We start from the raw sequence: 13,494 nt of genomic DNA, 5'->3' as shown, positions 1-13,494 counted from the left end.
GTCAGCCCAGCTTGAAATCGATCGGCACGTTGACCCAGCCGTCGACCGCTTCGTCGCCGCGCTTCGCGGGCACGAAGGTCCAGCGCTTCACGGCGGCCACCGCCGCGCTGTCGAGCATGCGGCGGCCGCTGCTCGTGCGGACCTCGACCGAATCCGGCCTGCCGTTCGCGAGCACGTGCACGCGCAGCACGACGCGCCCTTCCCAGCCCTGGTCCTGCGCGAACGCCGGATAGTCGGGCGCCGGGTTGCGCAGGTACGCCGCGTCGCCGATCGGCGCGGTTTCGCGCACCGGCGCGGCGGGTGCGGGCGCAGGTGCCTGAACCGGGGCGGCGGGCGCGGCGACGGCCGGGATTGCCGGCGTTGCCGGCGCGGGTGCGGCTTCGCGCGTCGCCTGCGGCGTGGCAGCCGGCGCCGGATGCGCGACGGCCGCGCGCGGCTTCGGCGGGGTCGGCGCCTGCTTCGGCGGTTTCGGCGGCACGACCGGCGGCGGCGGATGCGCGGCCTGCGGCAGCGGTTCGGGCGGCCGCGTCAATTCGACCGTCATCGGCAACGGCCGGGGCGGCTGCGCGGGCGGTGCGGCAGGCACGCGCGCGGCCAGCAGCGCAACGCCCGCATGCAGTGCTGCGACAGCCAGCGCGATCGCGGCCGCGCCGCGCCATCCGTTCGCCTGCGCCGCTCGCGTGTCCGCCTGCGCGGACGGTACGACCGACGGCGGTCGCGCCCGGGTCGCCGCCGTCACGCTCACCGTGCGCGGCGCGACCCGCGCCGCATGCCGGCGTGCGGGCGGCACGCCGTATTCGATCGTCAGCCCTGTCATGTTCGACTCCTTGCAATGACGCGCCGCGGCGCGCTACGCGACCCACGCATGGCGGTGCCGGTCGATCTGCGTGAACGGCGCCGGATCGATCCACGCGCGCGCGTCGAAATCGTGTTCGAGAAAGCCCCACTCGACGAGAAAATCCTTGAACGCGACCAGCCCGTCGATCGACGTCGGCGCGAGCCCGGTCTCGAGATGGCGGTGCACGTCCGCGCCATACGCGTAGCGCACCCACTCGTCGGATGCGCGCGTTTCGCGGCCGATATAGGCGACCGTCTCCGCCGGATGGCGCGCGGCCCAGTCGCCCGCGCCGACCACGACCGACAGGAAGCGGCTCACGAGATCGGGGCGCGCGTCGATCAGCGCGCGATCGACGGTCAGCGTGCGGGGCGTGCCGTTGCCGATCCGCACCAGCGGATCGGGATGCGCGCCGAGATCGATGACGACCTGCGCGTCGATCAGATGCACGGTTTCCAGCCCGGCCACGCCCTTCACGAACACCGCGTCGACGTCACCGCGCACGAGCGCCGCGATTTCGAGTCCGTATTCGTGCGGCCCGCGCGTGAACGATGCAGGCCCGGTGCGGCGCTCGTGTGTATCGGGCAGATCGACCCATTCGGCGTCGCCGTGGCCGAGCCCTTCCAGTTCGAGCGCGCTCAGGAAACCCTTCAGCGCGGCCGCGCGCCAGAAGTCGATGCTGATCGGATGGCGCGGCAAGCCGAGCCGCCGCCCGCGCAGGTCGCGCGCGGTGCGAATGCCGCGCTCGGGCAGCGTGACGATCGCCTGGAATTCGTTGGTCCACGACAGGCCGATCACGCGTGTATCGGCGCCGCGTGCCCGCGCCCACAGCGCGGGAATGTTGCCGCCCTGCCGGAACGAGTGCGGCAGGCTGTGATCGAAGTGCGATTCGCGCTTGTCGGCGTCGGCCGTCTCCTGCAGCGAATGCAGCGCGATGCCGTCCGGCCCGAACTCCTCGTCGAACCAGCCGCGATGTACGGCGATGCCGAGCGCGGTCGGCACCGGGCAGCGCGTGTACCAGAGTGCGTCGCAAGCCGTGGCCTGCGCAGCGAGTGTCGTCATGGTGAGTATCCTTGTCGTTGTCATGGGTGCGTCGCGGCGGGTCGCCGCGCTCAGGCACCGGCCACGCGCAGCGCCGCCTGCGTGCCGCGCGCGTTCAGCGCGCCGTCGACGAGCGGCAACACTTCCTCGCCCACGCGGTACGCCTCTTCGAGATGCGGGTTGCTCGCGAGGATGAACGTCGATACGCCGATCTCGACGTATTCCGCGAGCCGTTCGGCCACCTGCTCGTGGCTGCCGACGATCACGCAGCCGGGGCCGCCGCGAATCTGCGACATCCCGGCCCACAGGTTCGGGCCGACGATCAGGTCGTCGAAGTGTTGCGTGTTGCCCTGGTGCAAGGCGAACTGGCGTTTCGCGCCGACCGACTCCGACGCTTCGCCGCGCCCGCCGAATCCGTTGCGCGTCGTGTCGCCCACCGTCGCGAACATCTGCCGCAGCTCGGCCCACGCCTGCTCCTCGGTCTCGCGCGCCAGGATGTCGATGCGCATGCCGAAGCGCAGGTCGCGCTCGGCGTTCTGCCGGTCGAGCGCGCGACGGGCCGCATCGATCACTTCCTTCTGTTTCGCGAGCGGCTCGCCCCAGCTCAGGTGCACGTCGCCGTGCTTCGCGGCGACCGCGAGCGCCGCGTCGCTCGCGCCGGCCAGATAGATCCGCGGCGGCTTCTGGCCGCTCAGCGGCGGCAGCAGCCCGCCCGCCTCGACGCGATAGAAGCGGCCGTCGAACGTGAACGGCGCGCCGGCCGCGACGCCCTTCACGACATCGAGGAATTCGTCGGTACGCGCATAGCGGCTGTCGTGATCGATGAAATCGCCGTACGCGCGCTGGTCAGGGCCGCCGCCACCGGTGACGATGTTCCACTCGACGCGGCCGCGGCTGATTCGCTGCAGGCTCGCGGCCATTTGCGCCGCATAGACCGGATGCACGAAATGCGGTTGCAGCGCGATCAGCAGGCGCAGCCGGCGCGTCTCGCGCGCCAGCGCGGCCGCCACGACCCACGGCTCCTCGGTGAAACGGAAGATCGGAATCAGCGCGCCGTGGAAACCGGCGATGTCGGCCGCACGCGCGACCTGCGACAGATAGTCGATGTAGCCGAACGCGTCGTCGTCGACTTTCGGCGCGACGCGCGACGCGCGCTGGCGATTCCATTCGCCGCGCGTATGCAGATCGTGTGCGCGCCGGCCGTCGCCGTGCATCGGCAGGCGCCACAGAAATTCAACAGCCATCGGGATTCTCCTTGTCGGCCCGTTCGGATTGCGTGCGGCACCGGCGTGCCGCGCGTATGCAGCGCTGTAAAGCACGCGGTGTGCCAGCGGGCTCGCCGCGCCGCGCGCGGCGGCGCCGATGAACGCGCGCCGCGCCTTGCGGGCCGGGCGTAGGCGGCGGTCGAATCACGTGCGCCGATTGCCGCCGAACCCGTCGCGACACGCACTCGCGCCGCTGCTGCATCCGCCGCACCGGTGCTGCGCGCGCAACAGCGCCCGACGCGACTGTTGCTCACGCAACAGCCCGCTCGCCGGCCACCGTGCCGCGCGTCGCCCGCCAGGCCCGCGCCGCCGGCCATACGGCCGCTTCCGTTCACTGGCCCGGAACTTGCAACGTGGAACGGCCCGCGCGGGCGACACCGCGCCTCGACCACGCTTACCCAGACAGGGGAATCTCACACATGACAGACAGGCCCGATTCGTCATCGGTCAAGCAGCAGACGTTCTGGTACGCCCGATCGCCGGTGCCGACGCCGCTCGGCATCGCCGTGCATCTCGGCTGGCTCAACGGCGAGACGTCGGCCGACGGCGTCGCGATCCGTTCACCGCGCGGCGCCACGCGGCACGACGTGTCGTCGATCAGCGATCACACGCTCGCGCAATCGTTTCGCCAGGGCGGCAGCATCCCGGCGATGTGGGCGCGCTCGAACGACGCGCATACGCGCGTGATCGGGCTGTCGTGGGTCGACGAGTCGCAGTTGATTCTCGCGCGCCCCGAGTCGGGTATCCGGTCCGTGAAGGCGTTGCGCGGGCGCCGGATCGCGATTCCGAGCCGCCCCGACGATCGCATCGACATCTTTCGCGCATCGGCGCTGCGCGGCTTCGTCAACGCACTGAGCCTCGACGGGCTGACGCTCGGCGACGTCGAACGCGTCGACGTGCGCGCCCGCACGCTGCAAGCCGTCGGGCCGGCGCGGGCGGCGAACCTGTTCGCGTCGCCGCACGGCTTCTCGAGCCGCGCGCTGTATGCGGCCGAAGCCGGCGCGCTGCTGCGCGGCGAAGTCGACGCGATCTACGTGAAGGGTTCGACGGGCCTCGAAATCGCGCAACTGATCGGCGCGCACGTCGTGATCGACATCGGCTTTCATCCGGAGCGCTCGATCCGCAACAACAACGGCACGCCGCGACCGCTGACCGTCAACGCGGACGTGCTAGCGAACCATCCCGACATCGTCGCCGGCTTCCTGAAACTCGTGGTCGCCGCCGGCGAATGGGCCGGCACGCATCCCGACGAAACCGCGCACTACGTGGCCGGCGAAACCGCGTCGTCGATCGACTGGGTGCGCGCCGCATACGGCAACCAGTTGCACCGGCACCTCGGCGTCAACCTCGACGACGAATCGGTCGCCGCGCTCGACGAGTTCAAGACCTTCCTGCTCGACCACGGCTTTCTGGAAGCCGACTTCGACGTCGCCGACTGGATCGATCCGCGCCCGCTCGCCGACGTGCTGCAGCCCTCGCTGCAAAAACGTGCGTGAGCCCCTTTACCGTTCACTGTTCGGGACCATCATGAAACACACGCTCTGCCTTGCCTCGCTGCGCCGCCCGCTGCGCGCGCTGCTCGCCGCGCTGCCGTTGGCCGCCGCGTCGCTCACCGCCCCGGCCGCGCACGCGGAAGACGCACCCAAGGTCGTGCGGATTGCCGTCGTCGCGTATTCGAGCGGCGGCAAGACGCAATACGCGGGCGCCTCCGCATTGATCGACGCCGACAAGTCGCTCGAAAAAGCGCTCGCCGCGCGGCACGTGACGCTGCAATGGGTGCCGGTGTCGACCGCCGCGGTCGGCACGCTCGTCAACGAGGCATTCACGAACGGCAGCATCGATTTCGCCGGCTACGGCGACCTGCCGTCCGTCGTCGTCAACGCGTCGGGCACGCACACGCGCCTGATCGTGCCGGGCGGCGTCGGCAGCAATACGTATCTGGTCGTGCCGGCCGGCTCGACCGCGAAGTCGATCGTCGACCTCAAGGGCAAGCGCATCGCGCTCAATCGCGGCCGGCCGTGGGAAGTGCCGTTCAGCAAGCTGCTCGCCGAGAACGGGCTGAAGCTGTCCGACTTCAGGATCTACAACCTCGATCCGCAGGCCGGCGCGGCTGCGGTCGCGGCCGGCCGCGTCGACGGCTTCTTCACGCTGTCCGACGCGTATTCGCTCGTCGACAAGAACGTGGGCAAGATCATCTGGTCGACCAAGCGCGCGCCCGACGACTGGAAGATGCGGGCGGAACTGTGGGCGTCCGACGATTTCGTGCGGCGCTACCCCGACATCACGCAGCTCGTCGCGACGGCCTACGTGCGCGCCGCGCACTGGATCTCGCAACCGCAGAACCGCGACGCGTACGTGAAGATCCTGAGCGCGTCCGGCCAGCCGGAAAGCGTCGTGCGCCGCGAGTACGCGGACGAAGCGACGCCGTGGAAGGAGCAATGGACGCCGCTCTTCACGCCGGCGCTGACCGGCCATTACCGCGACGTCGTCGCGTACAGCCGCCAGGCCGGACTGACGTCCGCGCCGGTCGACGTGAACGCGCTGCTCGCGCCGACCTTCGTGTCGACCGCGCTCAAGCAGCTCGGCCTCGACGGCTACTGGCGCGCCGACGCGCCGCGCGTCGCGAGCCGCTGATGGCGACGCGCGCCCTCGCGCCGAACGGCCTGCGCGCGGCGGTTCGCCTGCCGAGCGTCGCGCGGCTCCGCGACTACGCGCTGTGGTGGATCACGCCCGTCGCATTCGCCGCGCTGTGGTGGCTCGCGAGCGCGCAGCGCTGGTTCCCGCCGCAGCTCGTCGTGCCGCCCGGCCGCCTCGCGGCGACGCTGCGCACGCTGCTCGATACCGGCGAACTGCGGGACAACCTGTCGATCACGCTGCATCGTCTTGCGCTCGGTTTCGCGATCGGCGCGACCGGCGGCGCCGCGTTCGGCGTCCTGCTCGCGCGCAGCCGGCTGTTCTCCGACTACCTGCGGCCGACCTTCGACCTGCTGCGGCAACTCCCGACGCTCACGCTGATTCCGCTGCTGATCCTGCTGATCGGCGTCGACGAGCCGTTGAAGCTCGTCGTGGTCGGCAAGGCCGTGTTCTTCCCGGTCGCGCTGGCCGCATACACGGGCGTGCACGATGCGCCGCGCGATCTCGTCGAGATGGCGCGCCACTACGGGCTCGGCCGCTTCGCGCTGCTGCGCGACGTGCTGCTGCCGGCCGCGCTGCCGCCGCTGCTGACCGGCGTACGGATCGCGCTCGCGCGTGCGTGGCTCGCGCTCGTCGCGGTCGAGCTGCTCAGTGCGGACAGCGGCATCGGCCAGATGATGGAACTCGCCCGGCAGATGCTGCGGCTCGACGTGGTGCTCGTCGACGTTGCGGTCATCGGGCTGATCGGCTTCGCGCTCGACCGTTCGATCGCACTCGTGCAGCGCTACGCGTTGCGCTGGCAAACGCCCGCGCGCTGACCCCGACCGGAATCGCTTCGGAATGACCTTCGTGACCCGTACTTTCCCGTTCGCCCCGCTGCGCCGCCGCGCGCGCGGCCTCGTCGTGCCGGCGCTGCTGCTGGCCGCGTGGCAAGCCGCGTCGTCCGGCGACGCGGCCCATCAATATGCGTTCGTGCCGCTGCAGCAGGTCGGCGCCGCGCTGCTCGAACTCGCGCGCAGCGGCGAACTTGCGACCGATCTCGGCGCGAGCCTGCGCCGCACGACGCTCGGGCTCGGGTTCGGCGTCGCATTCGGGCTCGTATTCGGCGCGGCGATGGCGCGTTCGTCGCTCGCGCGCAAGCTCGGCGAGCCGGCGTTCCAGGCGCTGCGCTACGTGCCGCTGCTCGGCCTGATTCCGCTGCTGAGCCTGTGGGCCGGCACCGGCGAATTCGCGAAGGTGTTCATCATCGCGCTCGCCGCGTTCTATCCGATGACCACCGCCAGCTTCGACGGGCTGCGCCGCGTCGATCCGCGCTATGTGGAGCTCGCGCAGTCGTATCGCCTGACCCGCATCGGCCTGTGGCGCGACGTGCTGATCCCCGGCGCGTTGCCCGACCTGTTCGCGGGCGTGCTGCAGGCCGTGCCGTTCGCGTGGATCACCGCGACCAGCAGCGAGTTGCTGTTCAACACGGGCGCCGGCGTCGGTAGTCTGATGCAGAACGCGCAGGCCGGCGCGCGTGCCGACGTGCTGCTGGTGTGCGTGCTGGGCGTGACGGCGCTGGCCGTCGGCATGAGCGCGTCATGCGAGCGGATCGCGCGGCGCGCGCTGCGCTGGCGCGATCACGCCTGACGGCGCAGCCGCGCGTCGGCGTCGCCGTCGCCTGCGTCGCGCGGCTTCAGGATGCCGAGTTGCGCGAGCCGGGCACGCACGATGTTGCGCGACTGGTCGAGCAGGCGCGACATCCGCAACTGGTTGTGCTCGCTGTAATCGAACACGCTGCGGTACACGGTGTCCTCGATGTGCTGCCACAACGCCGGCGTGCCGAGATCCAGCAACTCGATCACCGCACGGCGCAGCGCGTCGGTCGCCTCGGCCACGTCGCGCGCGCGACGCGGCGGCGCGGCGGCCGGGGCCGGTGCGTCTGCCGGGTCGGGGGCGAGCGACAGCGCGGAGAACTGCAGGTCGCCGACGTCGATCGCGCCGCCTGCACAGATCAGCACCGCGTGATGAATCACGTTCTCCAGTTCGCGGATGTTGCCGGGCCACGCGTGCGCATGCAGCCTGCTGCGCGCGGCGTCGGTCAGCGTCGGCGCGGCGACGCGCAGCCGCTTCGCATAGGTATCGATGAAGTGTTCGATCAGCGGCGCGATGTCGCCGGGCCGCTCGCGCAGCGGCAGCAGGCTCAGCTTCACGACGTTGAGCCGGTAGTACAGATCCTCGCGGAAATTGCCCGCGCGCACCGCGGCTTCGAGATTCACGTTGGTCGCCGCGACGAGCCGCACGTCGATCTTCACGGTCTTGCGCGACCCGACCGGCGTCACCTCGCGCTCCTGCAGCACGCGCAGCAGCTTGACCTGCGCGGACAGCGGCAGATCGCCCACTTCGTCGAGAAACAGCGTGCCGCGATTCGCGGATTCGAACCAGCCGGGCTGGCTGTTGATTGCGCCGGTGAACGCGCCGCGCTCGTGGCCGAACAGTTCGCTTTCGATCAGCGTTTCCGAAAACGCGCCGCAATTCACCGCGACGAACGGCCCGTCGTGACGCTCGCTCAGCGAATGCACGAGGCGCGCGATCAGCTCCTTGCCGGTGCCGCTCTCGCCGGTGACGAGCACCGTCGCGTCGCTCGGCGCGACCAGCTGGATGCGTTCGAGCAGCACCCGCGATTTGGGATCGTCGAACGTCAGTGCCTTCGCACGGATCGTGATCGCGTGCGAAGTCGGGTCCGGCAAGCTGAAGATGGCCATGGCACGACCGGCGTGTTGAACGGGGAAGGTTCGACGATAGCAAGGCGCACGCCGGCCACGAACCAATTCATCGAGCTATCGGTATGACGGCGGCCGGATTGCGCCGGCCGCCGCGCGGCGTCATGCGAGGCCGGTCATCTTCCATTGCTGTTCGAGCGCGCCCGGCCCGAATTCGAGCGAGCCGCCGAGCGGTTCCGCGAGCGCCTGGAAATACGCGGCTTCCTCGAGGATCAGGATGTACTTCGACACGTCGAGGATCGACTTGCCCCAGAACGTCGCGCCGCCGTTCGCCTCGATGATCGCCGGCACGTCGGGATCGCGCCGGATCGTGTCGACGATGAAGCGCGGCTCGCCGGGGCGGCGATCGACATAGACGGGAATTTCACGCGCCCGCGTGTAGCGCGCGGCCGGCGCATAACGGATCGGCAGCGGACGATGCGCGCTCGCCCACGCGCCGAGATACGGGCCGTGTACGTGAATCACCACGTCGACTTCCGGCGCCTCGCGAAATACGCCTGCGTAGCGCGGGCCGTTGCCGCCGGCGCGTGCGTCGCCGTGCAGCACGTCGCCGTCGAGCGTCACGACGACCGGCTGGATCTCCTGCGACGCGGCCCACGGGCTGGGCGCGGACAGCGCGACGACGAGCTCCGTGCCCGGCACGCGCTGGAATGCCTGGAACGTGTTGGTGGCGCTGAGCGTGCGCGTTTCCTTCAGCACGCGCGCGGCTTGCGCGAATTCGCGCGTGGCGCGCTCGACGAAGGCCACGAGTTCGCCGCTGTCGATGGCTTGGGTGACGGACATGAGGGCGTTTCCTTGATCGGTTGAACGGTTGAACGGAAGGGCTCGCGTCGCCACGCCGCGACGCACGGTCAACGGATCAGCAGCAATCGTGCCAGCGCTGCGATTTGCGTATCGAGGGCCGGCCGGCGTGGCGCAGGCACGCGATGCCAGGGTTGCGCCGTGCAGCCCGCGCATGCGCGTTTTGTTGCGGAAGCAACACCGTGCCGGCCGGGATTGCTGCGCGACACGCAGCCCGGTGCATGCGTGCGATACGCGCGGCATCGACCGATCGTCCGCCGTGCCGCGCGTTGCGTACGCAACGACCTTTCTGGTTCGAAACTTGCATCACAGTCGTCCCGCGCCCGCATTGCCCGGCGCATCCGATCTCATCGACCTCCATCCGACCATGACGCTTCTTTCCCTGCGCGGCGTCGCCGCGCGCACGCTGCTCGTATCGACGCTCGCCGCTTCTTCCGTCGTTTCGCTCGCGGCTTCGCCCGGCCGCGTCCCGGCCCCCGACCCGTTGCAGGGCGACGGCCGCGTATCCGCGTTCTACACGTGGGACCGCGACATTCCGGCCAGGCCCGGTGTGCTGCTGCGCACCGAGCCGCTGCCCGCGACGGTCGGGCTCGCGAGCGCTGCGCGACAATTGCGCATCCTGTACGCGTCGACCGAAGGCGTCGGCGGCCATGCGCCGATCGCTGTGTCGGGCGCGCTGTTCGTGCCGCGCGGCACGCCGCCGGCCGGCGGCTGGCCGATCGTCGCGTGGGCGCACGGCACGTTCGGGATGGCCGACATCTGCGCGCCGTCGTGGTTCGGCCGCTCGTATCGCGACGTGCGCTACCTGAACGCCTGGCTTCAGCAAGGGTTCGCGGTGGTCGCCACCGACTATCAGGGGCTCGGCACGCCCGGCCCGAATCCGCAGCTCAACAACCGTTCGAACAGCTACACGCTGCTCGACAGCGTGCGCGCGGTGCTCGGCGGCATGCCTGGCCTCGCGAACGAGGTCGTGCTGGTCGGCCAGTCGCAAGGCGGCTCGGCCGTGATCGCGGCAGCCGGCTACGCGCCGGCCTATGCGCCCGAACTGGCGATCCGCGCGACCGTCGCGACCGGCACGATCTACAACGCGTCGCACGCCACGCTCGCGGCGCTGCCGAAGTTCGAAACGGCGTACCGGCGCGATCCCGACCGCGTCGATCCGACGCTCGCGTACCAGTTCTACTCGGTGCTGTCCGCGCAGCAGATCGATCCGTCGCTGCGGGCCGACGAGGTACTGACCGACACCGCGCTGCCGATTCTCGACCAGGCGCGCATCGGTTGCCTCGCATCGCTCGAGGACGATGCGGCGCTCGCGCATCTCACGCACGCGAAAACCGTGAAGCCGGGCGGCGATGCGCGGCTGAAGGCGTGGTGGGACGACTACCTGAAATACCCGACATTGAAGATCGCGACGCCCGTCTTCATCGGTGCGGGCGCGGACGACGGGCTGGCGCCGCTCGAACTCGCGCTCGCCAGGGACGCGTGCGCGGCGGGCACGACGGTCGAGGCGCACCTGTATGCGGGCCGCGAGCACAACGGCACCGTGAACGCGTCGCTCGCCGATTCGATTCCATTCGTGAAACGGGTTCTCGCGGGAGAAGAAATCCAACCGGTCTGCACGCCGTCGCCACAGCAACCCGCACCACAATAGCCGGCGCGGTGTGCGCGGCGCGCGCCAGGCATGCTAATCCGGCAATTCGGTTCGCTGCAAGAGGTGGCCGCGGAAATTCGGACAGGCGGGCTAAGTGGAGCTGCCGGGGCCTGAGCCAGCGATAATGCCGGCAAAGGAACCGCGGAAATGACGAAACGAACCCGACGCACACACTCAGCGGCGTTCAAAGCTAAGATTGCCCTGGCAGGAGTCAAGGGCGAGCGCACGCTGGCCGAGCTGGCGCAGCAGTTCGATGTGCACCCGAACCAGATCACGGAATGGAAGCGGCAGTTACAGGAGCGCGCGTCGGATGTGTTCGGCGCAGCCGGTGCGCCGTCGAGCGAGCCGTCGGTTGACCTGAAGTCGTTGCCCAAGGCCTGATAGACGGCCTTGTTGCTGACCACGCCGTCGTCGCGGATCTTGACTCGCAGTGCGTCGAAGAACACCACGGGAGACATCGGCTCAAGCGGACGGTTCTGCCAGCTCAGCGCCTCGGCCATCACCTCGTCGGTGACCGAGCTGATGAAGTCGGGCGAGACTTCCGTGCCGTAGTGCTCGGCCAGAAACCCTTGGATCTCGCGCACGCTCATGCCGCGTGCGTACATCGCGATGATGCGTTCGTCGTAGCCGGTGAAACGACGCTCGTGCTTGGGGATCAGGATCGGCTCGAAGCTGCCGTCGCGATCACGGGGCACCTCGACTCGGACCGAGCGGCGATCGGTGATGACCGTCTTGCCGCTGGCGCCGTTGCGCTCGTTCGCCTGACCGGGCGGCTTGGGCTGGCCCGGCGGGTAGCCTAGATGCAGATTCATCTCGGCGCCCATCGCGTGTTCGATGACTGCGTTGTTGAACGCCAGCATCAGGTCCTGCACCGCGGCCGGCGTCATCGGCCCCTTAACCAATTGGTCCAGCGGCTCCTTGGGCAGCTCTGGCAGCGGCCAGTGGGCTGATGCCTGACGCGCTACAGTTTGCCTTTTCTTCTTCATCGGCATATCCATGACTTTTACACCTCATGATATGCCTCGCGCACGAAATCACGGATAGGTCCAGCGGGGCATGAGCGCTCGAATCGTCAGACCTTCAGACTATCGAACTTCGTCTTGTCCGGTCGGACAAAGGCTGGTGCGGCCGCCACGTCGCTCGCCGTAGCACAGCAAGGCGAACAGAAGCTGCGCCACCGTCGAAGCAGCGGCAATCGAATGAACTCCGAATACAGCACCGTCCTCGACCCGCAGCAAGGCATCGGCATCGCGCGCCAGCGGTGACACGCAGCTGTCGGTAAGCAGGATGAGTTGCACGCCGTTGCGCTTCGCGAGTCTGGCGACACGGGCCGTCTCGTCGCCGTAAGTCGGCAATTCGACAGCCACGAAAACGTCGCCCGGCCTAACGGAGCCGACCTGGCAGATATCCGTCCCGCCGAGCGTCGCGAATAGGCAAACTGTCTTGCCTGTCTGGCGCAAGGTCTGCGTCAGATGAACTGCAACCGGAAACGCCTGACGCACTCCCATCACCCAGATCGTGGTGGCGTCGCGCAGCATGGCCAGCGCGCGCCTCCAGTCGTCGGATGCCAGCAGTTCGCTCAAACGCGCAACCGCGGCCAGGCTGGACGCCAACACCGACTCAGTCAGACCGTCCAACCCAGCGGCCGCGGCGGCGGCGTGCGCGGGCTTTGTGTCACGCAGCAGCGGGAGCGGTGGCGCGATCTGCTGACGTAGCCGCCGCCGCAGATCCGCATAGCCGGACAAGCCGAAGTGCTGGGCAAAGCGCACGACCGCCGACGGGTGCACGCCACACTGGTCGGCGATGCTGCGAATATCGAGGATGCCGACCTGATCGGCGTGGGTATCGACGAAGTGCGCAATCGACTTCAGTCGCGGGCTCAGCGTGTCGTACTCGGCGCGAATGCGCAACAATAGTTGGTCGGCGCCGTTGCGGCAAGGTTCGTCCGGAATACTCGCCGATCCGGCCCCGGATATGTGATCGAGACTCATCGTGTCAGCCGCGAGCCGGCTCGGGCAGTTCAAGGCTCAAGCTATCGTGGAACTGCAGCGGCATCGGCTGCGGCCGCGCCACACTGGTCTCGAGCGGGTAGATCACGTTGTTGGCCGCCGATTCGGGTATGCCGTGCATGATCTCGAGAACATGCAGCTCCATGTCGACGCTGGCACGCGGTTTACGCCCCTCGACAATCGAAACGGCCATGTCGATGAGCCCGATGCCGCGGCTGTTTTGGCGATGGCTAGTCTCCGTGAACGGTCGCTCGATCGGGGCTCTTCTCCATGGACGTAGTGCGGCATCACCGCGCGGAAGATCGCCCCATCGATAGTCGTCACGCGTGCGCAGCAGCAGATAGCGCCCGGCCACTGCGGCAAGCTCAACAATCGGGTACTTCGCCAGATTGCGCAGATAGACGTCGCTGATGTCGCCCACGCCTAGTACACCGACTTTAAGCGGTTTCATGGTGCCCCTCGTCAGGAAGGTCGCCGGCATGCGGCGGCAGAATAT

At 69.1% G+C, this 13,494-nt stretch carries 12 protein-coding genes and 2 pseudogenes; 6 read left to right on the top strand and 8 right to left on the bottom strand.

Annotated elements, in window-relative coordinates; genetic code table 11:
- Position 1 precedes the first annotated feature (1 nt).
- Genes WS61_RS10595 through WS61_RS10585 form a run of 3 tightly spaced genes read right to left on the bottom strand, consistent with a single transcriptional unit; the run spans position 2 to position 3,120 of the window.
- Positions 2 to 817, bottom strand: a complete 816-nt coding sequence (locus WS61_RS10595; RefSeq protein ID WP_059500440.1) for an energy transducer TonB — start codon at positions 815 to 817, stop codon at positions 2 to 4.
- 33 nt (positions 818 to 850) lie between these two features.
- Positions 851 to 1,897, bottom strand: coding sequence for an ABC transporter substrate-binding protein (locus tag WS61_RS10590; protein ID WP_006482991.1), 1,047 nt, complete (start codon positions 1,895 to 1,897; stop codon positions 851 to 853).
- A gap of 50 nt (positions 1,898 to 1,947) precedes the next feature.
- Entirely contained in the window at positions 1,948 to 3,120 is a 1,173-nt protein-coding gene (locus WS61_RS10585) for an LLM class flavin-dependent oxidoreductase (protein WP_059500439.1), read from the bottom strand.
- 440 nt (positions 3,121 to 3,560) lie between these two features.
- On the opposite strand from WS61_RS10585, the gene WS61_RS10580 reads away from it, so the two are divergent.
- The 4 genes from WS61_RS10580 to WS61_RS10565 are packed head-to-tail and all read left to right on the top strand — an operon-like array spanning position 3,561 to position 7,404.
- On the top strand, positions 3,561 to 4,637 hold the full coding sequence (locus WS61_RS10580; protein WP_059500438.1) for an ABC transporter substrate-binding protein: 1,077 nt from the start codon (positions 3,561 to 3,563) through the stop codon (positions 4,635 to 4,637).
- A 31-nt stretch (positions 4,638 to 4,668) separates the two neighbouring features.
- Positions 4,669 to 5,775 (top strand): PhnD/SsuA/transferrin family substrate-binding protein, encoded by a 1,107-nt coding sequence (locus tag WS61_RS10575; RefSeq protein ID WP_059500437.1) that lies wholly within the window; start codon positions 4,669 to 4,671, stop codon positions 5,773 to 5,775.
- Positions 5,775 to 6,593: an ABC transporter permease gene (locus tag WS61_RS10570; protein WP_059500436.1), complete on the top strand. Its 819-nt coding sequence runs from the start codon at positions 5,775 to 5,777 to the stop codon at positions 6,591 to 6,593. The genes WS61_RS10575 and WS61_RS10570 overlap by 1 nt, the downstream gene beginning before the upstream one ends.
- 22 nt (positions 6,594 to 6,615) lie before the next feature.
- Positions 6,616 to 7,404, top strand: a complete 789-nt coding sequence (locus WS61_RS10565) for an ABC transporter permease (RefSeq protein WP_006495717.1) — start codon at positions 6,616 to 6,618, stop codon at positions 7,402 to 7,404.
- Here WS61_RS10565 and WS61_RS10560 read toward each other — a convergent pair.
- Positions 7,395 to 8,519 carry a sigma-54-dependent Fis family transcriptional regulator gene (locus WS61_RS10560; RefSeq protein WP_059500435.1) on the bottom strand — a complete coding sequence of 375 codons (1,125 nt, stop codon included), beginning with the start codon at positions 8,517 to 8,519 and terminating at the stop codon, positions 7,395 to 7,397. The genes WS61_RS10565 and WS61_RS10560 overlap by 10 nt on opposite strands.
- A 120-nt stretch (positions 8,520 to 8,639) precedes the next feature.
- A complete protein-coding gene (locus WS61_RS10555; RefSeq protein ID WP_006491011.1) occupies positions 8,640 to 9,320 on the bottom strand; it encodes a class II aldolase/adducin family protein in 681 nt (226 codons plus the stop codon).
- Positions 9,321 to 9,705: 385 nt separating this feature from the next.
- Here WS61_RS10555 and WS61_RS10550 point away from each other — a divergent pair, with 385 nt between their 5' ends.
- Positions 9,706 to 10,989: a lipase family protein gene (locus WS61_RS10550; RefSeq protein ID WP_095211668.1), complete on the top strand. Its 1,284-nt coding sequence runs from the start codon at positions 9,706 to 9,708 to the stop codon at positions 10,987 to 10,989.
- 147 nt (positions 10,990 to 11,136) lie between these two features.
- Positions 11,137 to 11,358: pseudogene (locus WS61_RS10545) on the top strand (transposase); the annotation flags it as partial.
- Here WS61_RS10545 and WS61_RS33040 read toward each other — a convergent pair.
- From WS61_RS33040 to WS61_RS10530, 3 genes and pseudogenes are all read right to left on the bottom strand, one after another.
- Positions 11,358 to 11,981, bottom strand: a pseudogene (locus WS61_RS33040) (transposase); the annotation flags it as partial. The pseudogenes WS61_RS10545 and WS61_RS33040 sit on opposite strands and share 1 nt — an antisense overlap.
- A 93-nt stretch (positions 11,982 to 12,074) precedes the next feature.
- Positions 12,075 to 12,980 (bottom strand): MurR/RpiR family transcriptional regulator, encoded by a 906-nt coding sequence (locus tag WS61_RS10535; RefSeq protein ID WP_157692720.1) that lies wholly within the window; start codon positions 12,978 to 12,980, stop codon positions 12,075 to 12,077.
- 4 nt (positions 12,981 to 12,984) lie between these two features.
- Positions 12,985 to 13,449: a hypothetical protein gene (locus tag WS61_RS10530; RefSeq protein WP_157692719.1), complete on the bottom strand. Its 465-nt coding sequence runs from the start codon at positions 13,447 to 13,449 to the stop codon at positions 12,985 to 12,987.
- Positions 13,450 to 13,494 lie beyond the last annotated feature (45 nt).

Origin of the sequence: Burkholderia sp. ABCPW 11, assembly GCF_001523445.1 — a bacterium.
GTDB lineage: Bacteria > Pseudomonadota > Gammaproteobacteria > Burkholderiales > Burkholderiaceae > Burkholderia.
Note: the sequence above shows the minus strand (reverse complement) of the source record. Positions and strands in the feature narration are given on the sequence as shown.

Coding starts and splice junctions, on each gene's coding strand:
- WS61_RS10595 (WP_059500440.1), bottom strand. CDS start 817: ATGACAGGGCTGACGATCGAATACGGCGTGCCGCCCGCACGCCGGCAT.
- WS61_RS10590 (WP_006482991.1), bottom strand. CDS start 1,897: ATGACGACACTCGCTGCGCAGGCCACGGCTTGCGACGCACTCTGGTAC.
- WS61_RS10585 (WP_059500439.1), bottom strand. CDS start 3,120: ATGGCTGTTGAATTTCTGTGGCGCCTGCCGATGCACGGCGACGGCCGG.
- WS61_RS10580 (WP_059500438.1), top strand. CDS start 3,561: ATGACAGACAGGCCCGATTCGTCATCGGTCAAGCAGCAGACGTTCTGG.
- WS61_RS10575 (WP_059500437.1), top strand. CDS start 4,669: ATGAAACACACGCTCTGCCTTGCCTCGCTGCGCCGCCCGCTGCGCGCG.
- WS61_RS10570 (WP_059500436.1), top strand. CDS start 5,775: ATGGCGACGCGCGCCCTCGCGCCGAACGGCCTGCGCGCGGCGGTTCGC.
- WS61_RS10565 (WP_006495717.1), top strand. CDS start 6,616: ATGACCTTCGTGACCCGTACTTTCCCGTTCGCCCCGCTGCGCCGCCGC.
- WS61_RS10560 (WP_059500435.1), bottom strand. CDS start 8,519: ATGGCCATCTTCAGCTTGCCGGACCCGACTTCGCACGCGATCACGATC.
- WS61_RS10555 (WP_006491011.1), bottom strand. CDS start 9,320: ATGTCCGTCACCCAAGCCATCGACAGCGGCGAACTCGTGGCCTTCGTC.
- WS61_RS10550 (WP_095211668.1), top strand. CDS start 9,706: ATGACGCTTCTTTCCCTGCGCGGCGTCGCCGCGCGCACGCTGCTCGTA.
- WS61_RS10535 (WP_157692720.1), bottom strand. CDS start 12,980: ATGAGTCTCGATCACATATCCGGGGCCGGATCGGCGAGTATTCCGGAC.
- WS61_RS10530 (WP_157692719.1), bottom strand. CDS start 13,449: ATGAAACCGCTTAAAGTCGGTGTACTAGGCGTGGGCGACATCAGCGAC.